20 protein-coding genes and 1 riboswitch are annotated in these 24,713 nt (G+C 62.9%); of the genes, 14 read left to right on the top strand and 6 right to left on the bottom strand.

From position 1 onward, the window contains the following. Positions 1-18: 18 nt before the first annotated feature. The gene (locus CO655_RS22285) at positions 19-1,050 is read right to left on the bottom strand and encodes a hydroxyacid dehydrogenase (RefSeq protein ID WP_097666673.1); all 1,032 of its coding nucleotides are present in this window, start codon (positions 1,048-1,050) and stop codon (positions 19-21) included. Positions 1,051-1,364: 314 nt separating this feature from the next. Here CO655_RS22285 and CO655_RS22280 point away from each other — a divergent pair, with 314 nt between their 5' ends. The 7 genes from CO655_RS22280 (at position 1,365) to cydX (ending at position 9,186) form a co-directional block, all read left to right on the top strand. After that, positions 1,365-1,964: a HupE/UreJ family protein gene (locus CO655_RS22280; RefSeq protein ID WP_097666671.1), complete on the top strand. Its 600-nt coding sequence runs from the start codon at positions 1,365-1,367 to the stop codon at positions 1,962-1,964. 267 nt (positions 1,965-2,231) lie between these two features. Then, entirely contained in the window at positions 2,232-2,810 is a 579-nt protein-coding gene (locus CO655_RS22275; protein ID WP_097666669.1) for a GbsR/MarR family transcriptional regulator, read from the top strand. A 4-nt stretch (positions 2,811-2,814) separates the two neighbouring features. After that, positions 2,815-4,545 (top strand): thiol reductant ABC exporter subunit CydD, encoded by a 1,731-nt coding sequence (cydD, locus tag CO655_RS22270; protein ID WP_097666667.1) that lies wholly within the window; start codon positions 2,815-2,817, stop codon positions 4,543-4,545. After that, on the top strand, positions 4,542-6,233 hold the full coding sequence (locus CO655_RS22265; RefSeq protein ID WP_097666665.1) for an amino acid ABC transporter ATP-binding/permease protein: 1,692 nt from the start codon (positions 4,542-4,544) through the stop codon (positions 6,231-6,233). Before cydD ends, CO655_RS22265 begins: the two co-directional genes overlap by 4 nt. 76 nt (positions 6,234-6,309) lie before the next feature. Then, positions 6,310-7,890 carry a cytochrome ubiquinol oxidase subunit I gene (locus CO655_RS22260; protein WP_097607566.1) on the top strand — a complete coding sequence of 527 codons (1,581 nt, stop codon included), beginning with the start codon at positions 6,310-6,312 and terminating at the stop codon, positions 7,888-7,890. Positions 7,891-7,895: 5 nt separating this feature from the next. After that, a complete protein-coding gene (gene cydB / locus CO655_RS22255) occupies positions 7,896-9,050 on the top strand; it encodes a cytochrome d ubiquinol oxidase subunit II (RefSeq protein ID WP_097607565.1) in 1,155 nt (384 codons plus the stop codon). A gap of 13 nt (positions 9,051-9,063) precedes the next feature. After that, positions 9,064-9,186: a cytochrome bd-I oxidase subunit CydX gene (gene cydX, locus CO655_RS22250; RefSeq protein ID WP_003595707.1), complete on the top strand. Its 123-nt coding sequence runs from the start codon at positions 9,064-9,066 to the stop codon at positions 9,184-9,186. Between the two features lie 44 nt (positions 9,187-9,230). Here cydX and CO655_RS22245 read toward each other — a convergent pair whose 3' ends face one another. From CO655_RS22245 to CO655_RS22225, 5 genes are all read right to left on the bottom strand, one after another. Beyond that, the gene (locus CO655_RS22245; protein WP_097666663.1) at positions 9,231-11,234 is read right to left on the bottom strand and encodes an aldo/keto reductase; all 2,004 of its coding nucleotides are present in this window, start codon (positions 11,232-11,234) and stop codon (positions 9,231-9,233) included. A 148-nt stretch (positions 11,235-11,382) separates the two neighbouring features. After that, complete coding sequence (gene ugpC, locus CO655_RS22240) at positions 11,383-12,465, bottom strand: sn-glycerol-3-phosphate ABC transporter ATP-binding protein UgpC (protein WP_097666661.1); 1,083 nt, start codon at positions 12,463-12,465, stop codon at positions 11,383-11,385. A gap of 12 nt (positions 12,466-12,477) precedes the next feature. Continuing rightward, positions 12,478-13,314 (bottom strand): carbohydrate ABC transporter permease, encoded by an 837-nt coding sequence (locus tag CO655_RS22235; protein WP_097607562.1) that lies wholly within the window; start codon positions 13,312-13,314, stop codon positions 12,478-12,480. Continuing rightward, entirely contained in the window at positions 13,311-14,171 is an 861-nt protein-coding gene (locus tag CO655_RS22230) for a sugar ABC transporter permease (RefSeq protein ID WP_097607561.1), read from the bottom strand. The genes CO655_RS22235 and CO655_RS22230 overlap by 4 nt, the downstream gene beginning before the upstream one ends. A gap of 83 nt (positions 14,172-14,254) precedes the next feature. After that, positions 14,255-15,529: an extracellular solute-binding protein gene (locus CO655_RS22225; protein WP_097607560.1), complete on the bottom strand. Its 1,275-nt coding sequence runs from the start codon at positions 15,527-15,529 to the stop codon at positions 14,255-14,257. Between the two features lie 86 nt (positions 15,530-15,615). Here CO655_RS22225 and CO655_RS22220 point away from each other — a divergent pair, with 86 nt between their 5' ends. The 7 genes from CO655_RS22220 (at position 15,616) to uca (ending at position 24,712) form a co-directional block, all read left to right on the top strand. Then, positions 15,616-16,536, top strand: a complete 921-nt coding sequence (locus tag CO655_RS22220) for a helix-turn-helix domain-containing protein (RefSeq protein WP_097607559.1) — start codon at positions 15,616-15,618, stop codon at positions 16,534-16,536. Between the two features lie 188 nt (positions 16,537-16,724). After that, positions 16,725-16,833, top strand: a riboswitch (guanidine-I (ykkC/yxkD leader). A gap of 73 nt (positions 16,834-16,906) precedes the next feature. Beyond that, the gene (locus CO655_RS22215) at positions 16,907-17,980 is read left to right on the top strand and encodes a putative urea ABC transporter substrate-binding protein (protein WP_097666659.1); all 1,074 of its coding nucleotides are present in this window, start codon (positions 16,907-16,909) and stop codon (positions 17,978-17,980) included. Positions 17,981-18,042: 62 nt separating this feature from the next. Next, entirely contained in the window at positions 18,043-18,861 is an 819-nt protein-coding gene (locus CO655_RS22210; RefSeq protein WP_097607557.1) for an ABC transporter permease, read from the top strand. Further along, the gene (locus CO655_RS22205; protein ID WP_097607556.1) at positions 18,858-19,688 is read left to right on the top strand and encodes an ABC transporter ATP-binding protein; all 831 of its coding nucleotides are present in this window, start codon (positions 18,858-18,860) and stop codon (positions 19,686-19,688) included. Before CO655_RS22210 ends, CO655_RS22205 begins: the two co-directional genes overlap by 4 nt. After that, entirely contained in the window at positions 19,685-20,506 is an 822-nt protein-coding gene (locus CO655_RS22200; RefSeq protein WP_097607555.1) for an urea amidolyase associated protein UAAP1, read from the top strand. The genes CO655_RS22205 and CO655_RS22200 overlap by 4 nt, the downstream gene beginning before the upstream one ends. Before the next feature lie 12 nt (positions 20,507-20,518). After that, a complete protein-coding gene (locus tag CO655_RS22195; RefSeq protein ID WP_097607648.1) occupies positions 20,519-21,169 on the top strand; it encodes an urea amidolyase associated protein UAAP2 in 651 nt (216 codons plus the stop codon). A gap of 3 nt (positions 21,170-21,172) precedes the next feature. Next, on the top strand, positions 21,173-24,712 hold the full coding sequence (gene uca / locus CO655_RS22190; protein ID WP_097666657.1) for an urea carboxylase: 3,540 nt from the start codon (positions 21,173-21,175) through the stop codon (positions 24,710-24,712). Position 24,713: the final 1 nt, after the last annotated feature.

Here is a 24,713-nt window from a genome sequence, read left to right as displayed (position 1 = left end):
CGGCGCGCTTACCCTGGCTTAATTCACCGCGACCGGTTTGGAGCGCATGCGGGAGACCGTCTCGCGTTCCGCCCTTTTGCAGCGCATCGGCGGCAAGCCGCGATCCATCAGGTCCATATCTTCCAGCACCATATCGCCCATCTTCTTGAAGGCGCTGTCGAGGGCGCCGGCCCGATGCGCCGAGCGGATGAAGCCTTTCAGGCTGCGCACCGGATGATCGGGCGGCAGCGGCTCTTGCGGATAGACGTCGCTCGCCGCGACGATATGGCCTGACGAGACGGCCGCCATCAGCGCATCGAAATCGACGACATCGGCGCGGCTGAGCAGGATGAAGGCCGCACCCTTGCGCATGCCGGCGAAGGCCTCGGCGCCGAGAAATCCCTTGTTTTCGCTGGTGATTGCGGCGACGACGAAGACAAAATCGCTCTTCGTCAGAACATCCTCCAGGCTTGCCGGTTCGACGCCGTTTTCCTCGAGGATCGATTGGGGCAGCCAGGGATCGAACACCCTGATGCGCGCCCTGAAGCCGGACAGCACCCGGCGCAGCGCCCTGCCGAGATCGCCGAAGCCGATAATGCCGATCTCGGAACCGGCGACGAGCCGCGCGCTCGCATTGCCCTCCCCGCCCCAGAGTTCGTTGCCTTCGCGAAAGGCGACATCCGCATCGACGATGCCGCGCGCCAAGGCCAGGGCGAAGCCGAGACCGATTTCGGCGACCGGTTCGGCAAAGACCTGGCCTGTGGTCACGACATGAATGCCGCGCTCAAAGAGCACCTCATAGGGCATGTTGTTCAAGAGATTGCTTTCGACATTGAGGATCGAGCGCAAGGCCGGCATTCTGGCCAGCGTTTCAGCTGAAAGCGGCGGCTGGCCGATGATGTATCGGGTCCTGCCGAGGATATCGTCGCCAAGTTCGGCGATATTTTCCGGGTCGGCTTCGACGATTTCGTATTTCGCGTGCAGTTCGGCGCGCGCCCCATCGCTGAAGATCAGATCGAGCGTGCGGGGCTCGGGCGCGCTGATTACCAGCGGCCGTTCGATTATGCTCATGCGCGTCCTCCTCCGTGGCGGCGGTTGGGGCCGCCTTAGCCGGATGATTGATAGCTGCTGCGCGAAGCCCTTTCCAGTTGGTGAAGAGGAATATGAACGGGCGCGTCGAAACGCGCCGGCCTTGCGCAGTCTGGCGTCAGAAGAAAGCAATCGAAAGCGGCATTTGCCTATCGGATAAGCAATTGAATTGGTTGGCATTTGCTGGTTTTTCGTTGACGATGCAATTTCCTTGAACTAGCGTGATGCGCGCGACTTTGAACCATGCCGATGTTCGGCGGCCGCAGGAATTTGCAATTTCACGAGGGAATCGAGCAATGAAATCAGCACTCAAGAGCGTCCTTGTTGCTTTGGCTGCCGTAGCGCTTCCGGCCGTCGCCTCGGCCCATCCGGCCATCGGCGAAGCTGCCGGCTTCAGCCATGGCTTTGCTCACCCGATGTCCGGCATTGATCATATGCTTGCAATGGTGATGGTCGGGGTTTTTGCCTTTCAGCTTGGCGGCCGCGCCACCTGGCTCGTGCCGACGACCTTCGTCCTGGTGATGGCGCTCGGCGGCGCCCTCGGGGTGGCCGGCATCAATGTTCCCTTCGTTGAAACCGGCATTGCGCTTTCGGTCGTCATCCTCGGTGCCATCGTGGCGCTCAACGTCAAGGCACCGCTGGCCGTAGCGGCTGGTCTCATCGGTCTCTTCGCCATCTTCCACGGTCATGCGCACGGCGCCGAAATGCCGGAAAATGCCGCCGGCGCCGCCTATGCCGCCGGTTTCATGGTCGCGACCGCACTGCTGCACGCCGCCGGCCTCGCCCTCGGCTACGCCGTCGGGCGTGCCGGCGAACGTCAAGGCATCCTGGTGACGCGCACGGCCGGCAGCATTGCCGCCCTTGCCGGCGTCGGCATCCTGTCCGGCCTGATCTGAGCCTGGCACCATTCGAGCCGCTTCCGATATCGCAGTCACCAAACGCCCGGTAGCGCCTTGCCGGGCGTTTTTGCGTCATCTCCGCAAATTGCTGCGGATTTGATTTAAGTCAAATCCGGCTGTGGCGCCCCAGGCTATATCTGACGCACGATCAACGGACGGACATCCAAATTGACGCAGGGCCGCCTTGCAGATTGTCGGCTGGGTCCGAAAGTCTGTATAGTGATTTCAGAAATTTCTGAAATCACAGACGCAACGGAAACGACCATGAACCTTCCGCCTCTTGTCCAGTCCTTCGTTCTCCATTTCGGCGAAATGGGTTCCCGCTGGGGAATCAACCGCACGGTCGGCCAGATCTATGCCCTGCTCTTCGTCTCCCCTGCGCCGCTCTGTGCGGAAGAGATCGCCGATTCCCTTAGCATCTCGCGTTCCAACGTCTCGATGAGCCTGCGCGAGTTGCAGGCCTGGAACCTTGTTCTTCTCAAGCACAAGCCGGATGATCGCCGCGATTTCTTCATCACGCCGGATGATGTCTGGCAGATATTGCGGACGCTCGCCGAGGAACGAAAGAAGCGCGAGGTCGACCCGACGCTGTCTGTTCTGCGCGAGATCCTGATGCAGCGCCCCGCCAGCGAGGCCGAACGGCACGCGCAACAGCGCATGGGCGAGATGCACACGCTGATCGAACAGCTGACGCATTGGTACGAAGACGTAAAACAACTTGAGACCGAGAGGCTCGCGACGCTACTCTCGCTCGGCGCGAAAGTGACAAAGCTTTTGGAGGCCAAGGACCGGGTCATCTCGCTCGGCCGCAGCCGCCGGCCGAATCCTGCGAACAAGAGTTAGCGCCATGGGCAGTGCTTTCTTCGACGCGACAATAGAACCAGAAGTGCGGTCACGGGATGACTACGCCGTCTTGCCGGGCGACGGCGCGGCGAAGGGCCGGCTGCGCAGGGCGGCTATGCTGCAGGCGCTGGCCGCCGCCATCTGGATCCCGCAGGCCGGGTTGCTGGCTCTCTCCGTCGGCCGCATCGCCGATGGCGGCGGATTGCATGACGTTCTCTGGCCGGCTTTCGGCATCCTCCTCCTCGGATTGGCGAGAAGCTGTCTCGATGCGGCTGGCGGCCGCCTCGCCTTTCATGCCGCCCGCGCCGAGCTTAGCCGCAAACGCCGGATCGCCGTCTCGGCCCTTTCCATGTCGTCCCCGGTCGATCGCGGCCGGCCGGCATCCGGCAAAGCTGCAAGCGTTATCGGCGAGCAGGCCGAACTCATCGTTCCCTATCTCGCCCGTTTCCAGCCTGCGCGTATGAAGGCCAGCCTCGTGCCGCTCGTCATCCTGGCCTTTATCCTTCCGGTCTCCTGGATCGCCGCACTGGTTCTGCTGTTTGCCGCGCCGCTGATCCCTATTTTCATGGCGCTGATCGGCTGGCGTGCCCAGGCGGCCAGCGAAAGACAGCTTGTCGCGACCGGTGGCCTCAATGGCTTCCTGCTCGATCGCCTGCGTGGGCTGGCGACGATCCGTGCGCTCGACGCGGTCGATGCAACAGCGCTCAGGCTGCGCCAGGAGGCGGAATCGCTGCGTAAGCGCACCATGGCGGTGCTGAAAATCGCCTTTCTCTCCTCGGCCGTACTCGAACTCTTCGCCGCACTCGGCGTGGCGATGGTCGCCGTCTATATCGGGTTCAGCCTGCTCGGCGAGATCCGCTTCGGCACATGGTCTGGCCGGCTCGACCTGACCGAGGGCCTGTTCATCCTGCTGCTTGCGCCTGCTTTCTTCGAGCCGCTGCGCGAACTCTCTGCCGTCTGGCATGACCGGGCGGCGGGCGAAGCGGCGCTGAAAGCGCTGGACTCCCTTGCCGGCGGCGGCCTACCCATTCAGGGATTAGGCGAAGCGAAGGCCTCTGCCGCCGACGAGGTGCCTGCCATCCGCCTTGAAAATCTCGCCTTTCGCTATGGCACCGACGAACCGCTGATCCTCGACGGTTTCAACCTCGAGATAGCCGGCGGCGAACATCTGGCGCTGCTTGGCGCCAGCGGCTCCGGCAAATCGACGCTTCTTTCGCTGATTGCGGGACTGGTGCCTTGCGCGGGCGGGCACATCGTCATCGGCGGCGTCGAGCTTGGGGATGAGACGGCGGCTGCTCTGCGCTGCGGCATGGCCTGGATCGGCCAGAAACCGCATATCTTCGCCGGCACCATCAACGGCAATATTTCGCTCGGCAGACCCGGCATCACGCGCAGCGAGGTGGCGAATGCGCTTGATGCAGCGAGACTTGGGAAGGTGGCCGATGCCTATGGCAGCCAGCCGCTCGGCGAAGCCGGTATTGGGCTTTCCGGCGGCGAGGCGCTGCGGCTTGCGATCGCGCGCGCGGCCTGCAATCCGCATCTCAAGATCATCCTGGCTGACGAGCCGACCGCGCATCTCGATGCTGCGACCGCCGCCGAGGTGACGGAAAGCCTGCTTTCGCTTTCCAAGGGGCGCACATTGATCGTCGCGACCCACGATCCGCTGCTTGCCGCCCGCATGCATCGCTGCATGCGCGTCGACGCCGATCTCATCATCCGGGAGGCAGCCGAATGAGCACATTTGTTGCAGACCTCAAGCCGATCCTGCGGCTCTTCCTTGCCGAGCGCCGGCGCGCACTGCTGTTTGGCGCAGGACTCTCGGCAGCGACGGTAACGGCGGGTATCGCGCTGCTCGGCCTGTCCGGCTGGTTCATCACCGCCACCGCGCTCGCCGGTCTTTCGGCGGCGGTCGCGATGACCTTCGACGTCTTTGCGCCGGCGGCCGGCATCCGCCTGCTGGCCATCGTCCGCACCGCGGCGCGTTACGGTGAAAGGCTTTCGACCCATGACGCAACGCTTGGAGTGCTGGCAGCCCTTCGCGAAAGGCTGTTTCGCGGCTTTGCCGAGCCGGGCGCTGCCCGCGCTTTGCTGCATCGCCCTGCCCGGCTGCTCTTCCGGCTGACGGCCGACATCGATGCGCTCGACTCCCTCTATCTCCGTATTCTCGTGCCGGCTGTCGTGGCGATCGGAGCGGCATTGGCCGCAAGCGGGGTGCTCGGCCTGATGCATCCTGTGTTCGGTCTGTGTTTTGGCCTCTTTCTGGCCAGCGCCGGCCTGGGCCTGCCTTTGATCGCCGGCCGCATAGCGCGCAAACATGCCCGCAGGCGCGCCCATGGCATCGAGGCGCTGCGGTCGCGGACGATCGATCTCGTCGCCGGCCAGACCGACCTGCTGATGGCCGGCCGGCTCGATGGGCAGAGAAGCGCGATCATCGCCGCTGATGGCTATGCCGCCCGTGCCGACGATCGGCTGAACCGCGTCGAAACCGGCCTGACATTCGGCTTCGGTCTCGTCTCCACCCTGCTGCTGACCGCATCGCTGCTCGCCGTCGCCGCTTTGGCGGAGACGAAGGCAATCACCGCGCCTGTCGCAGCCCTCGGCCTGCTCATCGCCTTCGCGGCGGTCGAGCCCTTCGCGGCGCTGCGGCGCGGCGCCTTGGAACTCGGCCGGACGCTGCTGGCGGCGAGACGTATCTCGCCAAGGCTTGCTGTCGCGGCAATAACCGAACCATTGGCGCTGCCGATGCCGGGATATGCCTTTTCACTGGCTGGTGCGTCCGCCTTCCATGAAAATTCCGTGGTGCCTGCGCTTGAGAGCATCGACCTCGCGCTTCGGCAGGGCGAACGGCTGGCCGTCATCGGCGCCAGCGGCGCCGGCAAGTCGAGCCTGCTTGCTCTGCTTTCCGGCGAGCTGCCGGCGAGGTCGGGAAGCGTCGCCGCAGTGACGGCGACCCCGCTGACGCAGCGGACGGAACTCTTCGAGGATAGTCTGCGCGGCAATCTGCTGCTGGCGAATCCTGATGCGCGCGAGGCCCGTCTTCGTGAAGCGCTCGCCGCCGCCGGTCTGCTTGCAGACGTCGAGGCGATGCCGCGGGGGATCGACACACGGCTCGGCGAAGGCGGGCTCGGCCTGTCCGGCGGCCAGTCGCGCCGGCTGGCGCTTGCGCGGCTCTTCCTGCGCGACACGCCGCTCTGGCTGCTCGACGAGCCGACCGAGGGCCTCGACGGCGCCACCGCCCGCGATGTGCTTCAGCGCCTGTCGGCGATGGCGGCAGGCCGCTCGCTGGTGATCGCGACTCACATCCGTCGCGAGGCTGTTATCGCCGATCGCATCGCCGTCATCGAAGGTGGACGCATCTTAGAAATTTCGTGCCGTGGAGAAGCGGCGTTCGAAAAGGCGCTCGACCGGCTTCGGCCGGATTGAGTGAGATCGCATGCCCTCAAGCGCCGGCCGGCGTTGAGGAACGCTCCGTACCCCGTGGGACCGTGGGAGAAAGACAATGGAACTAGACATCGTCGCGTTATCGCGCTTCCAATTCGCGCTGACGGCGCTTTACCACTTCCTGTTCGTGCCATTGACGCTCGGCCTGTCCGTGCTCTTGGCGATCATGGAAACCGTCTATGTCATGACCGGCCGCCAGATCTGGCGGCAGATGACGAAATTCTGGGGCACGCTGTTCGGCATCAATTTCGTGCTCGGCGTTGCCACCGGCATCGTCATGGAATTTCAGTTCGGCATGAACTGGAGCTATTACAGCTATTATGTCGGCGACATCTTCGGCGCGCCGCTGGCGATCGAAGGCCTGATGGCCTTCTTCCTCGAGGCGACCTTCGTCGGTCTGTTCTTCTTCGGCTGGGACAAGCTCTCGAAGGTCGGCCATCTCGTCGCCACCTGGGCGGTGGCGCTCGGTTCGAACTTCTCCGCACTCTGGATCCTCATCGCCAATGGCTGGATGCAGAACCCCGTGGGATCGGCCCTCAATCCGCAGACGATGCGCATGGAGATCACCAGCTTCTTCGACGTGGTGTTCAACCCGGTCGCCCAGGCGAAATTCGTCCATACGGTGTCGGCCGGTTATGTCTGCGCCTCGATCTTCGTGCTCGGCGTCTCGGCCTGGTATGTGCTGAAGGGCCGGCATATCGAGCTTGCCAAACGTTCGATGACGGTCGCCGCCTCCTTCGGTCTCGCTTCGGCGCTCTCGGTGGTCGTGCTCGGTGACGAGAGCGGTTATCTCGCGACCGAGAACCAGAAGATGAAGCTCGCCGCGATCGAAGGCATGTGGAAGACCGAGCCGGCGCCGGCCGCCTTCACCGCCTTCGGCTTCCCCGATCAGCAGGCGCGCGAGACGCATTTTGCCGTGCATATTCCCTGGGTCATGGGCCTGATCGGCACACGGTCGCTGACGACCGAAATACCCGGCATCGACAAGCTCGAACAGCAGGCCGAGGTCCGCATCCGCGACGGCATCAAGGCCTATGACGCGCTGACGCAGATCCGTGCGGCGCCGGCGCAGGATCAGGTGGCCCAGGAGGTTCGCACGTCCTTCGAGGATCTCGGCCATGATCTCGGCTACGCCCTTCTTCTGAAGCGCTACGTCGACGATCCGCGCCAGGCGACCGACGCGCAGATCGCTCAGGCCGCGCGCGACACCATCCCGCATGTGCCGACGCTGTTCTGGTCCTTCCGCATCATGGTCGGCCTCGGCATCTTCTTCATCCTGCTGACCGCCACCTTCTTCTGGCTGTCGGCGCGCCGCCATCTCGACAAGTACCCGCTGCTTCTCAGGATTGCCGTTTTGGCGATCCCGCTGCCCTGGGTCGCCATCGAGCTTGGTTGGGTCGTCGCCGAATTCGGCCGCCAGCCCTGGGTGATCGAAGGCGTGCTGCCGACGGCGGCGGCCGTCTCCAGCCTCGGCGCCGGCACCGTGCTTTTGACCATCATCGGTTTTGCCGCCCTCTACACAGTGCTGATCGTCATCGAGATGAGCCTGATGATCAAAGCGATCAGGCAGGGGCCGGAACCGGATGACGAGCCGGAAGCGGTGCTGATTTCCGAAACCCTCATCCCGGCTGCGGAGTGACTGCCATGATCCTTCACGAACTCCTCGATTATGAAACCCTGCGCCTCATCTGGTGGCTGTTGCTCGGCGTGGTGCTGATCGCCTTTGCGACGACGGGCGGATTCGATCTCGGCGTCGGCACGCTTCTGCCTTTCGTCGCCAGGACCGATACGGAACGGCGCGTGGTGATCAACACGATCGGCGCCACCTGGGAAGGCAACCAGGTCTGGCTGATCCTCGGCGGCGGCGCCATCTTCGCCGCCTGGCCGCCGCTTTACGCGGTCTCCTTCTCGGGCTTCTATCTCGCGATGTTCGCGATCCTTTTCGCGCTCATCCTGCGCCCGGTCGGCTTCAAATACCGGTCGAAGCGCGACAGCGCCCGTTGGCGCACCGGCTGGGACTGGGCGCTTTTCGTCGGCGGCTTCGTGCCGTCGCTGATCTTCGGTGTTGCCGTCGGCAACGTGCTGCAGGGCGTGCCCTTCCGCTTTGCCGACGACATGCGGATTTTCTACGAAGGCTCGTTCTTCGCCTTGCTCAACCCCTTTGCGCTGCTGTGCGGCCTGCTTTCCCTGGCCATGCTGACGATGCACGGTGCGGCCTGGCTGGTGCTGAAGGCGAGCGGTCCGGTTGCAGAGCGGGCCAGAAGCTACGGCAGCATGGCCGCTCTCGCCGCCATCGTGCTGTTTGCCCTCGGCGGCGTCTTCTTGTGGATCGGCGTCGGCGGCTATCGCATCACCAGCGATATCAGCCCGATCGGGCCTTCCAATCCGCTGCTGAAGACGGTGGCGCTGGAGAAAGGCGCGTGGCTTGCCAATTACACCGCCCATGCGTGGATGATCGCCGCACCCGTCCTCGGCTTTGCCGGTGCTGCACTGGCTTTCATCGCCATGCGGGCAAGGCGCGAGGTGATGACGCTGCTCTTCAGCACGGTCGCGATCCTGGGGATCATCTCGACGGTCGGTCTCTCGATGTTCCCGTTCATCCTGCCCTCCTCGCTCGATCCACGCTCGGGCCTGACGGTCTGGGATGCATCCTCCAGCCATATGACGTTGTTCATCATGCTGGTGGTGTCGGCGATATTCCTGCCGATCATCTGTGCCTACACGGCCTGGGTCTACAAGGTTTTGTGGGGCAAGGTCGAAGAGAAATCCGTCACCGACAAAAACAGCCACGCCTACTGAGGGAGACGAAACGATGTGGTATTTCGCATGGATCCTCGGCCTGCCGCTGGCCGCCGCTTTCGCCGTCCTCAACGCCATGTGGTACGAACTGATGGACGATGCCGCCAGAAAGAAGGCGTCCGAAACGCGCAAGTAGTTATGGAAAGGGCGCGGCTTCGAACCGCGCCCTTTCTTCTATTATCAGCCTTCCAGCCATTTCACCTGTTCGGGTGTCAGCTTGATGTCGAGTGCCGAAAGACTGTCTTCCAGTTCGGCGACGGTGCGCGGCCCGATCAGCGGGATGACCGGGAAGGGCTGGGCGATGACATAGGCGAGCGCGATATGGATCGGGTTGCGGCCGAGCTTGTTGGCGAGTTCGATGGCGCGGTCGCGGCGTCCGAAATTGCGCTCGGAATACCAGACGCGCACGATTTCCTCGTCGTCGCGCTTGTCGCGGCCGGCGCGGTCGGTGAAGAAGCCGCGGCCCTGGCTCGACCAGGCAAAGTTCGGGATCTGCTTCTCGTTCAGCCATTTCTTCCATTCGTCATCGGAAGCGGCGACGCAGCCGGCCCAGATCGGATCGAGCATCTCGGCAAGCGAGAAGTTGTTGGAGAGGGCCGCAGGCGCCGCCTTGCCGGTCTTTTCGGCATAGGCGATTGCCTCGTCGAAGCGCGCCCGTGTCCAGTTCGAGCCGCCGAAGATGCCGCGGATGCGGCCGCGTTTGACTTCTGCATCCATGGCATCGACGAACTCGCCGACAGGCACGTCGGTATTGTCGCGATGCATGAAATAGATGTCGACATAGTCGGTCTTCAGCCGGGCGAGAGACTGGTCGAGCTGCTTGGCGACCATATCCGGATAGCAGAGCGGCGAATGGGCGCCCTTGCCGATCAGCACGATCTCCTCGCGCGGCACCTGGCGGCTCGTATGCCAGTCGCCGAAGATCGCCTCCGTCTTGCCGGCGCCATAGACATAGGCGGTATCGAAGGCATTGCCGCCGGCCTCGTAGAAGGCGTCGAGCGTCAGCGAGGCGGCGGCGAAGTTCGGGAAGAATTCGAAGCCGAGCGTCACCACCGAGGCCGGCTTGGAGATGCCGGGGATTTCGCGCCGCGGGATGCTGTTGCCGCGCGTGACCACGCCGCCGGCAATGTTTTTCGTGCGCTTTGCCGCTTTCTCGACGCCGTATTCGAGGCCGACCGAGGCGCGCCACTGGTCGAGCACGCGCAGGTTTGCGATCGAATCCGCCCAGCTCATGCCGGGGGCGCTGAATTCGGTTCTGCCGGCACGGATAGCATCGCCCGCCGCGTCCGCCTCGAAGGAATAGAGCCAGCGATCCTCCCTGACCTCGATCGTCTCCTGTTTGCCGCCCTTGAAGATCTCGATCTTGCCGACGCCGCCCTTGTGACCGGAGGCGAACCAGAAGTCGGCGACCTCGATCCGGCCCTCGGAGCCGATGATGCGCAGCACATTGTCCTGCTGCGCCATGATCGAGCAGGAGACTTCGGCGATGATCTCGTTCGGGAATTTGAGCACCGCCGACGCCCATTCATCGACGCCGCTCTCTCCGAGATGGGCGACGCCCGCAACCTTCTCCGGTTCGAGGAAGGCTTTGCCTTCCGCAGCACCCGCAATCAGCCTCGCCATCGAGACCGGATAACCGCCGACATCGAGAATGCCGCCGCCGGCGGTGTCATTGGCAAACAGCCGGTGTTCCGGCCTGTAGCTGCCCATATTGAAGCCGAAGCTCGAGCGGATGATGCGCAGCGTGCCGATGACGCCGTTCTTGATGAGCTCGACCAGCTTCTCCGTCTGCGGATGTACCCGGTACATGAAGGCCTCGCCGGCAAAGACGCCGGCCTTCTTGGCTTCGTAGTAGACGGCTTCGGCATCATACGCCGAAAGTGCGATCGGCTTTTCCACCAGGATGTGCTTGCCGGCGCGGGCGGCCTTGATCGCCCATTCGGCATGGCCGGTATGGGGCACGGAAATATAGACCGCATCAACCTCGGGGTCGGAAAGCAGCGCCTCGTAACCGTTGACGATGCGGGCGCCGGGGAAGTTTTCGGCAAGTCCAGGCTTGGACGGGTTGCGGGTGGCGATTGCCACCAGTTTGCCGGTACGCGAATGGGCGACGCCATCGGCAAAGGTGCGGGCGATGGTGCCGGGGCCGATAATGCCCCAGCGGATCGGTTGATCGGAAGTCATGGAAACCTCTTTCGTCTTTCTGCCTTGGGATTGCGACAGAGCATGATGCCGAAAAGTGTGAGCGGTTTTCGGACGACATCATGCTCTAACTCTTTAATTTAGAACAGGATTCAGATTTTAGGCCGGCCCGGCCTGAAATCATCCTGTTCTAGCGGAGCCGGGTGCCGGCGCCGTCAAAAAGGAATGTGCGGCTTGCGGGAAGGCCGACGGTCAGCGTCTCGCGATTGCCGGCGACGCGTGATTCCGGCCGCTCGATGATCAGCTGCTCGCTGCCGATGGCGGCATAGATGTAACTGGTGTTGCCGAGATGTTCGGCGACGTCGACCGCGACGGTGAGATCGGCATCGCCCGCGCCGGCATCGACGAAATGTTCGGGCCGGATGCCGAGCGTCACCTTCGTGCCGGCTTCGATGGGTTCGGTGACGGGCAGCGGCAAGCGCATATTATCATCGCTTTCCAGCGCGATGACCGCCCTGCCCGGTTGCGTTTCGACCACCATCGCGTTCAGGAAATTCATCTTCGGCGAGCCGACGAAGCCGGCGACGAACTGGTTGGCGGGATCGTCGTAGAGATCGAGCGGTGCGCCGATCTGCTCGATATTGCCGGCGCGCAGCACGACGATCCTGTCGGCGAGCGTCATCGCTTCCGTCTGGTCGTGGGTGACGTAGATCATCGTTGTGCCGAGCTGTTTGTGCAGCCTCGAGATTTCGACGCGCATCTGCACGCGCAGTTCCGCGTCGAGGTTCGACAGCGGCTCGTCGAACAGGAAGACTTCCGGTTCGCGGACGATGGCGCGGCCGATTGCGACGCGCTGCCGCTGGCCGCCGGAAAGCTGCTTCGGCCGCCGCTTCATCAGCTCGGTGATCTGCAGGATTTCGGCGACATGGCGCACGCGCCGCTCGGTATCGGCCTTCGGATTGCCGTTCATCCGCAGGCCGAAGCTCAGATTTTCCTCGACCGTCAGGTGCGGATAGAGCGCATAGGACTGGAAGACCATGGCGATGCCGCGATCGGCCGGCTCGACGTCGTTGACGACCCTGCCGCCGATCTGAAGTTCGCCCGAGGTGATATCCTCAAGACCGGCGATCATCCTGAGCAGCGTGGACTTGCCGCAGCCGGACGGGCCGACGAAGACGACGAACTCGCCATCCTTCACCTCCAGATTGGCGCCGTGGATGATCTCGAAGCCGCCGAAGCGCTTGACGATATTGCTGAGTGAAAGCTCTGCCATGCAGCCTCCCGATTACTTGATTGCGCCGGCCGCGATGCCGGCGATGAAATGGCGCTGAAGAGCCACGAAGATGACGAGGATCGGCGCCGTCAGCAGCACCGCGCCGGCCATGATGCCGCCCCAGGAGACCTTGGTGAGGCCGATTAGCGTTCCCAATGCCACCGGCGCCGTCATCATGCCTGGCCTGGAATTGATCAGCAGCGGCCAGAGGTAATTGTTCCACGAGTGCAGGAAGAGGATAATCGCCAATGCCGCCATGGTCGGGCGCGCCAGCGGCAAGGCGATCCGCAGGAAGATCTGCCATTCCTTGACGCCTTCGACCCGGGCCGCATCGAAAAGCTCGCCCGGCATCATCGAGAAGGATTGTCGCATGAACAAGACGCCGAGCGAATTGAACAGCGGCGGCACGATCAGTGCCACCCAGGTGTTTGCCAGCTTGAACTCGCGCGCCACCATGATGAATTGCGGGATGACGACCACGGAGAAAGGCAGCGTGATCGTGCCGAGGATGATGGCGATGACGACGGTGCGGCCGACGAAACGATAACGTGCCAGTGCCCAGCCGGCCATCGAAGTCAACAGCACCGAGAGCATCGTATAGATGATCGCGACGCCGACGGAGATCACCATCGCGCCGATGAAATCGGTATCGGCCTGCAGGTTCTGGAAATTTGCGACGAAGTTGGTCGAAGGCCAGAGCACGATCTCGGGGCTGAAGATGCCGTTGTCGGGCATGGTCGAGAAGACGAACATCATCCAGAGCGGAAACAGCCAGATCAGCGCCAGCGGCGCCAGCACCGCGTGCAGCGCAATCTGACGGAGGAGAAGGGATTGCGATTTGGATTTCATTTCGGATCCCTCCCGACCCAGAGATTGAGAAGCGAGATCGCCACCGCAAGGGCAGCCATCGTATAGGCGATCGCCGAGGCATAACCGAAGTTCAGCGCGGTGAAGCCCTGGCGATAAAGGAAGAGGCCGAGTGTTTCCGTGCCGCCGCCGGGGCCGCCGCGATTGGTGATGAGGAAGGGCTCGGTGAAGAGCTGCATGGTGCCGATCACCGAGAGCACCACACAGAAGAGGATGATCGGCTTCAGCAGCGGCAGCGTGATGTGGAAGAATTGCTGTACCTTGCTCACCCGGTCGAGCGTTGCTGCCTCGTAGACATCGTCGGGAATGGCCTGCAGGCCGGCAAGGATGATGATGGCGTTATAGCCCGCCCAGCGCCATGTGACGGCGAGGATGATCACCGCCATCGCCGCATTGGCATTGTCGAACCAGGATATCGGGCTGAAACCGATGGCTGAAATCATCTTGTTGATGACGCCGAAATCCAGGCTGAACATCAGCCGGAACACGGCCGCGTAAGCGACCTCACCGACGACGACGGGGGCAAAGAAGGCGAAACGGAAAAGCGGGCGCGCTTTCAGGAGCGGCGAATTGAGCAGCACGGCCATGACGGTCGCAAGCGCGATCATGACGGGCACCTGGATCACCAGGATGATCAGCGTGTTGTAAAGGGCATTATAGAAGGCGGGGTCATAAAAGAGCCGGCCCCAATTGGCCTGGAAACTGTATTTCCACGGGTTGATGCGGGTGTTCTGAAAGGAAATCAGGAACGAGTCGATGATCGGCCAGACCCAGAAGGTGGCGAAAACAAGCAGATAGGGGGCGAGGAACGCATAGGCGCTCCGGGTTCTGAACGGCATCGAGCCTCCTCCTCACGAACGAATGACCGGCCGCGTTGCAGGCCGGGGGAAAGCCGGGCGCTTCAAGCGCCCGGCATCGTCATTCATTGCGCGATCGGAAGTCCGGTTGCGGAAGCGATCTGCTTGGCGGCATCGTCGAGAGCCGCCTTCGCATCCGGGTAGCCGCCGGCGAAGAATTTCGTCTGCGTCGCCCTGAAGATACCTTCGGCATCGCTCTGGAAGGCGGTGCCGCGGCTCGGCACGATCTTCGGCAGCGTCGCCAGGATATCGGCCCAGACCTTCTGCCCGCCCCAATAGGGCTGCGCCTCGTTGACGAAGGGATCCTTCTCGGCCGAAAGCAGCGACGGCACCAGGCCGAATTCCTTCAGCATGGTCACCTGCCCCTCGTTCGTCCCGAGGGCGTAGTTGACGAATTTCCAGGCCGCTTCCTTGTTTGCCGACGTTGCCGAAATGGCAAGCGACGAACCGCCGAGATTGGCCGCGTGCGGGCCATCGGCCGTCAGGCTCGGCATTCTGTAGACACCCCACTTGCCCTTGAGATCGGGAGAGGTCGAGCGCACGGTGCCCTCATACCAGCCGCCATAGAGCTGGCTTGCCGCCTTGCCGGCGGTGTTGGCCTGGATCTTTTCGTCCCAGTTGGCTGATGTCAGGGTGCCGGCATCCTTCATCTCCTTCACCTTTTGCAGCGAAGCGACGCAGGCCGGCTGGTTGATGGTGATGTTCTGGCCGTCGGTCGAGAAATAGCCGCAGCCCTGCTCGTTGGCGATCATGCGGAACCATTCGCTGTCGCCGTTGAAATCGGCCTGCGCCATGACGACACCGGGATTGGCGGCCGAGATCTTCTTGCCGGCGGCGATGAAATCGTCCCAGGTGCTGATGGTGCTCGGATCGACGCCGGCCTTTTCATAGAGATCGCGGCGGTAGAAGACGGCGACAGGGCCGGAATCCCAGGGCATAGCATAGGCAACATCGCCGACCTCGAGCTCGGTGCGCTTGAAGTCGGGGAACTTCGCCTGAATATCGGCGGTGTAGCCGAGCTCTTTCAGATTGGCGAAGCAATCCGGGAAGCGGCTCCAGAAGATTTCAGCTTCGAAGTTCTCGATGCTGACGATGTCGGGCAAGCCTTCGCCGCCGGCAGCGCAGGCTGCGAGCGTCTTGTCGAAGACCTGGCTGTTGCCGAGATCCTCGACGGTGATCTTGATGTCGGGAAATTGCTTGTTGAAGCCGGGCAGCGTGGATTTCAATGCCGACGCGGCGACATTCCAGCTCCAGATGGTGAGATTGGCCGGTTCCGCAAAAGCAGAGCCGGAAGCAAGCAGTGCGACAGCTGCGGTCGCGGCGAGAAGTTTGAAGCGCATTGAAAATCCTCCCTTTTCAATTGCCGATCTTTCACGAACGCGGTTAGACTATCCGCAAGGGAGCGGCTGTCTCCTAAAAAGGGAATATGGATTTGGCGGAAAGTAAGATCGGCACCAGTGCAATCTACCGGCCCGGCGCCAGCAGCATCGAGGGTTCGCCGACGGCGCTGCAGATGTTTCATGCCCATCCGCTCGTCATGGCCATGCCGCACTGGCATGCGCAGGTCGAGGTCAACTATGTCATGCGCGGCACTGTTCACTATCGGATGAGCGATCACGAATTCCGGCTGAACGCCGGTGAAATGTGCCTCTTCTGGGGTGGCCAGCCGCATCAGATGGACGAATCCTCGGATGATTCGCTCTATGCCGGCGCCCATCTGCCGCTCATCTATTTCTTCCGGCTGCGTCTGCCGATCAGCATTTCCAGCCGACTGATGAAGGGCGAGACGCTGCTGACCTCGGCGACCGATGCCGCCGACAACGAAAATTTCGCTCGCTGGTTCCGCTATGCCAAGTCCGGCGATTCCGCCAAGGCCCAGCACGCCGTTGATGAATTGCTGCTGCGTATCGAGCGCATTGCGCTCGAACCCTATTCGATGACGACGTCGAAGACGGCCGTCAGCCTGGAAGGCGATCAGCCGCATCCGAATTCCTCGCGCAGCGTCGCGCGCATGTGCGATTTCATCGCCGCCAATTTCCTGCAGGACATCGATTCGGTCGACATCGCCCGCGCCGCCGATCTGCACCCGAAATATGCGATGAACCTGTTCAAGCGATCGACCGGCATGACGATCAGCAAATATGTGACGCTGCTCAGGCTGTCGCGCGCCCAGGCGATGCTGATGAGCGAAGGCGCCAATGTGTTGCAGGTGGCGATGGACAGCGGCTTCGGCTCGATTAGCGCCTTCAACAAATCCTTCCGCCATATCGCCGGCATGTCGCCATCGGACTTCCGCCGGGATATCCGGCTGGTGACGACGGTGCCCGCTGGCGCCTTCCAGAACTGACGCGTCGCGATCTTTCAGATTCGCTGCGCGCTTTCTACCGAGCAAAAAACCAGCCTATGGTGACGGCAGGCTGCGCACATTTTTTGCGCAAGTGCATGCACTCTGCGATGTCGCCACGCGCGGCGCCATGATGCCTCCAGTGAAATCAACGATTTGGAACCTGGCACGCGGCTTGCTTCGATATTTGCAGAGTTGGTGGCTAGGGTTCCGGCGTCGCAAGGCGTGACTGGTCCGAGAGCTGCCACCGGCAGGGGAGACATCCTGCCGGGTGCACGGCGGGATAAAAACCCGGGAGACCTCGTAAGCCAAGGGATTGGCGGCACGATGGTCATTGCCGATCCCTTTTGACGAAAAGCAAAGGGGAATTTCAATGCAGACTTTTTCGAAGCTTCTTTCCATCACCGCACTGACGGCATCCTTGGCTCTGGGCCTCGGTTCGACCGCGAAAGCCGAACAGAAGACCGATTTCAAGGTTGCCTGGTCGATTTATGTCGGCTGGATGCCCTGGGGCTATGCCGCCGATCACGGCATCGTCAAGAAATGGGCCGACAAATACGGCATCAAGATCGAGGTGACCCAGTTCAACGACTATGTCGAATCGATGAACCAGTATACGGCCGGCGCCTTCGATGCCGTTACGCTCACCAATATGGACGGCCTCTCAATCCCGGCAGCCGGCGGCGTCGATACGACGGCCGTGATCATTGGCGACTTTTCGAACGGCAATGATGCGGTCATCCTGAAAGACAAGACGAGCCTTGCCGATATCAAGGGTCAGAACGTCAATCTCGTCGAATTTTCCGTCTCCCACTATCTGCTCGCCCGGGCACTCGAAAGCATCAAGATGACCGAGCGCGACGTCAAGGTGGTCAATACCTCCGATGCCGACATGGTCGCTGCCTACCAGACGGCTGACGTGACGGCTGTCGTCACCTGGAATCCGCTGGTCTCGACCATTCTGGAGGATCCCACGGCCAAGAAAGTGTTCGACAGTTCGCAGGTGCCGGGCGAAATCATCGACCTGATGGTCGCCAACACAGGCGTGCTGAAGGACAATCCGAATTTCGGCAAGGCGCTCGCCGGCATCTGGTATGAGACGGCAGCGCTGCTGACATCAGACAGCGCCGACGGCAAGGCCGCACGCGAGGCGATGGGCCAGGCGTCGGGCACGGATCTCAAGGGCTTCGAATCCCAGCTTGCCGCCACCAAGCTGTTTGCCAAGCCGGCTGATGCCGTCGCCTTTACCGCGTCGGGCAGCCTGCCGAAGACGATGGATCTCGTCCGCAACTTCCTGTTCGAAAAGGGTCTGCTCGGCAGCGGTGCGCCGTCGGCGGACGTGATCGGCATCGAAATGCCGGATGGCAAGATTCTCGGCGACAGCGGCAACGTCAAGCTGCGCTTTACCGAGACCTACATGAAAGCAGCCGCCGACGGTTCGCTCTGAGAGTGGCTCGAGCGGCGGCGTGCTTGCCCACGCCGCCATCCTTCATCTGCGGAGCTTCTCTCATGCGTTGGATCAACACGAGACCGAGCCGGGGCTCGCAGCTTGCGTTGACGCTGCTGCCCTTCGTGCTGCTAATCGTCGCCTATGCTTTCGGCTCAGCGGCGCGACTGGCGGAAAACGCCAATGACAAATTGTTGCCGGGCTTCGCAGATTTCGCCGATGCGATCAATCGCCTGGTCTTCGTCGCCGATCCGCGCACCGGCGAATACCTGCTCTGGTCTGATACGGCGGCGAGCCTAGTGCGGCTGTTTGCCGGTCTCGGCATTTCCACTGTCACCGCACTCGTCATTGGCATGCTGATCGGCATGCTGCCGTACCTGCGGGCGCTGCTCTCCCCCTTCGTCGCCGTTGTCTCGATGGTGCCGCCGCTGGCGCTACTACCGATTCTCTTCATCGCCATGGGGCTTGGGGAAGCCTCTAAGATCGCGCTCATCGCCATCGGCGTTGCCCCGACGATGATCCGCGACCTTGCCCTGAAGGCGCTGGAACTGCCGCGCGAACAGATCGTCAAGGCTGAAACGCTCGGCGGCTCTTCCTGGCAGATCGGTCTTCGCGTCGTGCTGCCGCAGATCCTGCCGCGGCTCATCACCTGCCTCAGGCTTCAGCTCGGTCCTGCCTGGCTGTTCCTGATTGCGGCCGAAGCGATCTCGTCGGATTCCGGCCTTGGTTACCGCATCTTCCTCGTGCGCCGCTACCTCTCCATGGACGTGATCTTTCCCTATGTCGTCTGGATCACGCTGCTCGCCGTGGTCATGAATTACATCCTCGATCGCATTCGCATCGCTCTCTTCCCGTGGTCGGAGCTGGAGAAGCAGGCATGAGCGAGCTGGTGATCGAAAGGGTCTGGAAGGAATATGGCGACCAGATCGTGCTTGAGAATGTGTCGCTCACCGTCGCCTCGCGCGCCTTCGTCGCTCTTGTCGGCCCGTCCGGCTGCGGCAAGACGACATTCCTGCGCATGCTGCTTGGCCAGGAACGACCGACGCGGGGCGCCATCCGGCTCGACGGTGAACCGTTGCCGCTCGAGCCGGGGCCGGATCGCGGCGTGGTTTTCCAACGCTACTCCGTCTTCCCGCATCTGACCGTCCTCGGCAATGTGCTGCTCGGCCGCGAATTTTCTGCGGCGCGCTGCAAGGCAAAGCTTTTCGGCGCTGCCCGCCGCAGCGCGGTCGACGAGGCGCGGCGGCTGATCGGCGAAGTCGGCCTTGCCGGCGCCGAGGACAAATATCCGGCACAGCTTTCCGGTGGCATGCAGCAGCGCCTGGCGCTGGCGCAGGCGCTCATCATGAAGCCGAAAGTGCTGCTGCTCGACGAGCCATTCGGGGCGCTCGACCCCGGCATTCGCGCCGAAATCCATACCTTGATGAAACGGCTCTGGCACGAAACGCAGATGACCGTCGTCATGGTGACGCACGACATGCGCGAGGCCTTCACGCTGGCGACGCGGGTCGTCGCCTTCGAGCGGCGGCGTGACCGCCCGGAAGAGAAGGAGCGCTACGGCGCGACCATCACCAAGGACATTTCCATTTGGCCGCCCAGGCTTGCCGGCGCGCCTTCCATCTTCAGCCCCGACCGGGACGGCCCGGTCATTTCTCTGGGCCATCGCCGGGACGACCCGGCTTCCAGTCCGTCAGGAGAAAAACCATGATGCATGTCAGACGCTCGCCCGAGGAAATCGCCGCCAACCGGCAGCGTTACGAGGAACATCAGAAGAAGGGGCTGGAATTCGCGCCGAAGGCTCTGCCGGCGCCGAGCCCCCTGCCCGCCCCCGCCATCGATGCGGCTGCGATCATCCACCAGGAAACCATCCCCGGCGGCTGGTACTGGTCGACAGCGCTGAAGCGCGGCGAAGCGCTCCGCATCGACCAAGGCGACGGCGGATCGACCGTGGCGCTCGTCGCCTGGAACGCCGCTGATACCAGCGAGCGGCTCAATCTCGTCGATACGGTCAAGGTGCAGTGGACGACTGCCCTTGGCAAGGGCCGCGTCATCTTTTCGGATATGGGCCGGGTGATGTTTTCGCTGACCGAAGACAGTTCCGGTGCCCATGATTGCCTGATGGGCGGCTCGACGGCGGCCTCGAACGCCGCAAAATATCCCGGCGTCAAGACCCGCAACACCCGCGACAATCTCGTGCTCGTCGCCGGCAAGCTCGGTCTCACCAGGCGCGACATCCCTGGGATTCTCAATCTTTTCGCTTCCGTCCGCGTCGACGACGAGGGTGGCTTCCACTGGCGCGGCAAACTTTCCAATAGCGGCGATTATGCCGAACTGCGCGCCGAAATGGACATGATCGTGGGCTTTTCCAATTGCCCGCATCCGCTCGATCCAGATCCGGTCTATGCGCCGAAGCCGGTCATCGTGACGCGCTTTCGTGCAGGTGCGCCCGCCGTCGACGACCTCGCGCGCACGGCGACCGCCGAGGCCGTTCGCGGCTTCGAGAACAACGCCGCGATGCTGGCCTGAGGAGGAATGACGATGACCGATTTCATCAAGACGTCAGCTTCACGCAGCCTCGAAAACGCCGTGCAGGATCATTTCATCCCGGCGGAAGCGCCGTGGTCCGGCATCGTGCGCAAGGGTCAGACGATCCGCATCGAAGACAGCTACGGCCAGCAGGCGATCGACACGCTGTTTTATCGCGCCGATGATTTTGGCGAGCGCTATTCCAACCAGGACACGATGCGGGCGCAGGGTGGCGCCTATATCGGCGCCGGCACGAAGATCGTCTCGAACGAGGGCAATGTCATGCTTGTCATGACGGCCGACAGCTGCGGCCGCCATGATACCTCCGCCGGCGCCTGCTCCTGCGAGAGCAACACCGTGCGCTTCGGCCATGGCACGAAATACCTGCATGCCTGCCGCGACAATTTCGTGCTCGAGGTGACCCGGCACGGCATGAGCAAGCGCGACATCGTGCCGAACATCAATTTTTTCATGAATGTTCCGATCAAGCCGAACGGCGAGATGACCATTGTCGACGGCATTTCCGCGCCCGGCGACTATGTCGAACTGGTGGCTGAAATGGACGTGCTCTGCGTCATCTCCAACTGCCCGCAGATCAACAATCCCTGTAACGGCTTCGATCCGACACCGATCCGGGTGCTGATCTGGGACGGCGAGGACTGATCGATGTTCACCAAGGTTCTCATCGCCAATCGCGGCGAAATCGCCGTCCGGGTGATCCGGACATTGAAGAGGATGGGCATCGCCTCGGTTGCCGTCTATTCCGATGCCGATCGCTTCTCGAAGCCGGCGCTGCTCGCCGACGAAGCCGTGCGCCTCGGCCCGGCGCCTGCTGGAGAAAGCTATCTCAACGTCGATGCCGTCATCGCCGCCTGCAAGGCGACCGGTGCCGAGGCCGTGCATCCGGGCTATGGCTTCCTCTCGGAAAATATCGGCTTTGCCGAGCGGCTCGCCGCGGAAGGCATCGCCTTCATCGGTCCGCGGCCGGAGCATCTGTCGGCTTTCGGCCTGAAGCATACGGCGCGTGAATTGGCGAAAGCGAGCGGCGTGCCGCTGCTGCCCGGCACCGATCTGCTGCGGAGTGTCGAAGAGGCGCTCCTGGCCGCCGAGACCATCGGTTTCCCCGTTATGCTGAAAAGCACGGCGGGCGGCGGCGGTATCGGCATGCAGCTCTGCGCCGATGCGGCCGGTCTCAAGGCCTCTTTCGAAAGCGTACAGCGAACGGCGCGCGCCAGCTTCGGCGATGCGCGTGTCTATATCGAGCGTTTCGTTGCCGAAGCCCGCCATGTCGAGGTGCAGATCTTCGGCGACGGCAAGGGCACAGTGATCGCGCTCGGAGAGCGCGACTGCTCGCTGCAAAGGCGAAACCAGAAGGTCGTCGAGGAAACGCCTGCCCCTGGTCTGTCGGCGGAAACACGGGCGCGCCTGCACAAGGCGGCGGTCGATTTGGGAGCTTCGGTCTCCTATGAATCGGCCGGCACCGTCGAATTCATCTATGATCCCCAGCGCGGGGAATTCTATTTCCTCGAGGTCAATACCCGCCTCCAGGTCGAGCATCCCGTCACCGAAGCCGTCTTCGGCATCGATCTCGTCGAGTGGATGATCCGGCAGGCGGCGGGCGAGGACGTGCTGTCGGGCGCGAGCGACCTGACGCCGAAGGGTGCGGCGATCGAAATGCGCATCTATGCCGAGATGCCGCATGCCGATTTCCGCCCGAGCGCCGGCCTGCTGACCGAGGTCGTCTTTCCCAACGATGCCCGTGTCGACGGCTGGATCGAGACGGGAACCGAGGTGACACCCTTCTACGACCCGATGCTTGCCAAGCTGATCGTGGCGGCGGAGGATCGGCCGGCGGCGATCGAGAAGCTGAAGGCAGCGCTTGCCGCGACAGCGATTTCAGGCATCGAAACCAATCTCGATTATCTCCGGGCGATCGCCGCTTCCGAACTGCTTGCCGGCGGTAAGGTGGCGACGACGGCGCTGCGTGACTTCGCCTTCGTTCCGGATATCGTCGAGGTTATCGCACCCGGTGCGCAATCGAGCATTCAGGAGCTGCCGGGCCGGCTCGGCCTGTGGCATGTCGGCGTGCCGCCGAGCGGGCCGATGGACGAGCGCTCCTTCCGCCATGCCAACCGGCTGGTCAGCAATGCCGATGAGACGGCCGCGCTGGAACTGACGGTTTCCGGTCCGACGCTGCGATTTTATGCCGACCAGACGATCGCCCTTGCCGGGGCGCGGATGGCGATGACGTGCGATGGGATCAGGCTTCCCCACGACGAGCCGGTCCTGATCCGGGCCGGTCAGGTGCTGTCGGTCGGTGCGATCGAAGGACCGGGGCAGCGCGCCTATCTTGCCGCTGCCGGCGGTTTTGCCGCGCCCGTCGTGCTCGGCTCGCGGGCGACTTTCGGCCTTGGCCAATTCGGCGGCAACGCCACCGGCACGCTGAAGACGGGGCATGTGCTGCATTTCGCCCGGCAGGCGCCGGTGCAACCGGCCAAACCTGCATCCGAGCCGGCCGCCTTGTCCCGAGAATGGGATGTCGGCGTCGTCTACGGTCCGCATGGCGCACCGGATTTCTTTCAGAATAGCGATATCGAGACGCTGTTCTCCGCAGCTTACGAGGTGCATTTCAACAGCGCCCGCACCGGTGTGCGCCTCATCGGCCCCGCCCCGCTTTGGGCACGCCGCGACGGTGGCGAGGCGGGGCTTCACCCCTCCAACCTGCATGACAATGCCTATGCGATCGGCGCGATCGATTTCACCGGCGATATGCCGATCATTCTCGGGCCCGACGGTCCGAGCCTTGGCGGTTTCGTCTGCCCGGCCGTGATCGCGCGTGACGAGCAATGGAAGATGGGGCAGTTCAAGCCCGGCGACCGTATCCGTTTTCATGCCGTGGCCCGGCCGGAAGACCCGATCGCCGGCCCGGCGGTGCGGCGGGCCGCGGAAGAGACGGGTTCGCCGATCGTCGGCGTCAGCGAGGACGGCCCGGTTTCGGTCGTTTATCGCCGCCAGGGCGACGACAACCTGCTCGTCGAATATGGGCCGATGACGCTCGACATCGCGCTCCGCCTGCGGGTTCATCTGCTGATGCAGGCTGTCGCCGAGGCCCGCTTGCCCGGGATCGTCGACCTCACGCCGGGCATCCGCTCGCTGCAGATCCATTATGACGGCACGCAGCTGACGCGCCGGCGCCTGCTCGGGCTACTCTCTGAGATCGAGACCACGCTGCCGGCGGCACAGGATGTCAAGGTGCCGAGCCGTATCGTGCATCTGCCGCTGTCGTGGAACGATCCGGATGCGGCGCTTGCCATGCGCAAGTATCAGGAACTCGTCCGCCCTAATGCGCCCTGGTGCCCCGATAACATCGAGTTCATTCGCCGCATCAACGGTCTTCCCGACGAACAGGCCGTCCGGAATATTGTCTTCGACGCGAGCTACTTCGTCCTGGGCCTCGGCGATGTCTATCTCGGCGCTCCGGTTGCGACCCCGATTGACCCGCGCCATCGTCTCGTCACGACAAAATACAATCCCGCCCGCACCTGGACGCCGGAAAATGCGGTCGGTATCGGCGGGGCCTATATGTGCATCTACGGCATGGAAGGACCGGGCGGCTATCAGCTCTTCGGTCGCACCATCCAGGTCTGGAACACGTGGCGGGAAACGCCGGCCTTTGCCAGGGGCAAGCCCTGGCTCCTGAACTTCTTCGACCAGATCCGTTTTTTTCCGGTCAGCAACCAGGAGCTGACCGAGGCGCGTGCGGCCTTCCCGCATGGCGGCTATCCTGTCAGGATCGAAGAGACCGAATTCTCCTATGCCGCCTACGACAAGGACATGCAGGCGAACGCAGTATCCGTCGGCCGCTTCAAGGCGACGCAGCAGGCGGCCTTCGATGTAGAGCGTCAGCACTGGAAGGAAGCCGGGCTCGACAGCTTCGTCGCCGATGAAGGCACGGGCGAAAATACGGCCGCGGATGTTCCCGACGGATGCTTCGGCGTTGCCAGCGCTGTGCCCGGCAATATCTGGAAATTGCTGGTCGAACCGGGCGCCCCGGTTGCGGCCGGCGACACGCTTGCCATCATCGAATCGATGAAAATGGAAATCAATGTCACCGCCCATGCGGCAGGCCGTGTCCGCGACCTGCGCGCCGGGCCGGGGAGAAACGTCAAAGCCGGCGATATTATCGTCGTCGTGGAGGAATGCTGAC

It is taken from the genome of Rhizobium sp. M1 (assembly GCF_002531805.1).
Lineage (GTDB): Bacteria > Pseudomonadota > Alphaproteobacteria > Rhizobiales > Rhizobiaceae > Rhizobium > Rhizobium etli_C.
Note: the sequence above shows the minus strand (reverse complement) of the source record. Positions and strands in the feature narration are given on the sequence as shown.

Excerpts from the sequence above, each read along its gene's own strand:
- CO655_RS22260 (WP_097607566.1), top strand. The coding sequence starts at position 6,310 with ATGGAACTAGACATCGTCGCGTTATCGCGCTTCCAATTCGCGCTGACG.
- CO655_RS22195 (WP_097607648.1), top strand. The coding sequence starts at position 20,519 with ATGACCGATTTCATCAAGACGTCAGCTTCACGCAGCCTCGAAAACGCC.
- CO655_RS22275 (WP_097666669.1), top strand. The coding sequence starts at position 2,232 with ATGAACCTTCCGCCTCTTGTCCAGTCCTTCGTTCTCCATTTCGGCGAA.
- cydB (WP_097607565.1), top strand. The coding sequence starts at position 7,896 with ATGATCCTTCACGAACTCCTCGATTATGAAACCCTGCGCCTCATCTGG.
- CO655_RS22225 (WP_097607560.1), bottom strand. The coding sequence starts at position 15,529 with ATGCGCTTCAAACTTCTCGCCGCGACCGCAGCTGTCGCACTGCTTGCT.
- CO655_RS22210 (WP_097607557.1), top strand. The coding sequence starts at position 18,043 with ATGCGTTGGATCAACACGAGACCGAGCCGGGGCTCGCAGCTTGCGTTG.
- CO655_RS22215 (WP_097666659.1), top strand. The coding sequence starts at position 16,907 with ATGCAGACTTTTTCGAAGCTTCTTTCCATCACCGCACTGACGGCATCC.
- CO655_RS22285 (WP_097666673.1), bottom strand. The coding sequence starts at position 1,050 with ATGAGCATAATCGAACGGCCGCTGGTAATCAGCGCGCCCGAGCCCCGC.
- CO655_RS22245 (WP_097666663.1), bottom strand. The coding sequence starts at position 11,234 with ATGACTTCCGATCAACCGATCCGCTGGGGCATTATCGGCCCCGGCACC.
- CO655_RS22235 (WP_097607562.1), bottom strand. The coding sequence starts at position 13,314 with ATGAAATCCAAATCGCAATCCCTTCTCCTCCGTCAGATTGCGCTGCAC.
- CO655_RS22200 (WP_097607555.1), top strand. The coding sequence starts at position 19,685 with ATGATGCATGTCAGACGCTCGCCCGAGGAAATCGCCGCCAACCGGCAG.
- CO655_RS22265 (WP_097666665.1), top strand. The coding sequence starts at position 4,542 with ATGAGCACATTTGTTGCAGACCTCAAGCCGATCCTGCGGCTCTTCCTT.
- CO655_RS22230 (WP_097607561.1), bottom strand. The coding sequence starts at position 14,171 with ATGCCGTTCAGAACCCGGAGCGCCTATGCGTTCCTCGCCCCCTATCTG.
- CO655_RS22280 (WP_097666671.1), top strand. The coding sequence starts at position 1,365 with ATGAAATCAGCACTCAAGAGCGTCCTTGTTGCTTTGGCTGCCGTAGCG.
- CO655_RS22220 (WP_097607559.1), top strand. The coding sequence starts at position 15,616 with ATGGATTTGGCGGAAAGTAAGATCGGCACCAGTGCAATCTACCGGCCC.
- cydD (WP_097666667.1), top strand. The coding sequence starts at position 2,815 with ATGGGCAGTGCTTTCTTCGACGCGACAATAGAACCAGAAGTGCGGTCA.
- CO655_RS22205 (WP_097607556.1), top strand. The coding sequence starts at position 18,858 with ATGAGCGAGCTGGTGATCGAAAGGGTCTGGAAGGAATATGGCGACCAG.
- uca (WP_097666657.1), top strand. The coding sequence starts at position 21,173 with ATGTTCACCAAGGTTCTCATCGCCAATCGCGGCGAAATCGCCGTCCGG.
- ugpC (WP_097666661.1), bottom strand. The coding sequence starts at position 12,465 with ATGGCAGAGCTTTCACTCAGCAATATCGTCAAGCGCTTCGGCGGCTTC.
- cydX (WP_003595707.1), top strand. The coding sequence starts at position 9,064 with ATGTGGTATTTCGCATGGATCCTCGGCCTGCCGCTGGCCGCCGCTTTC.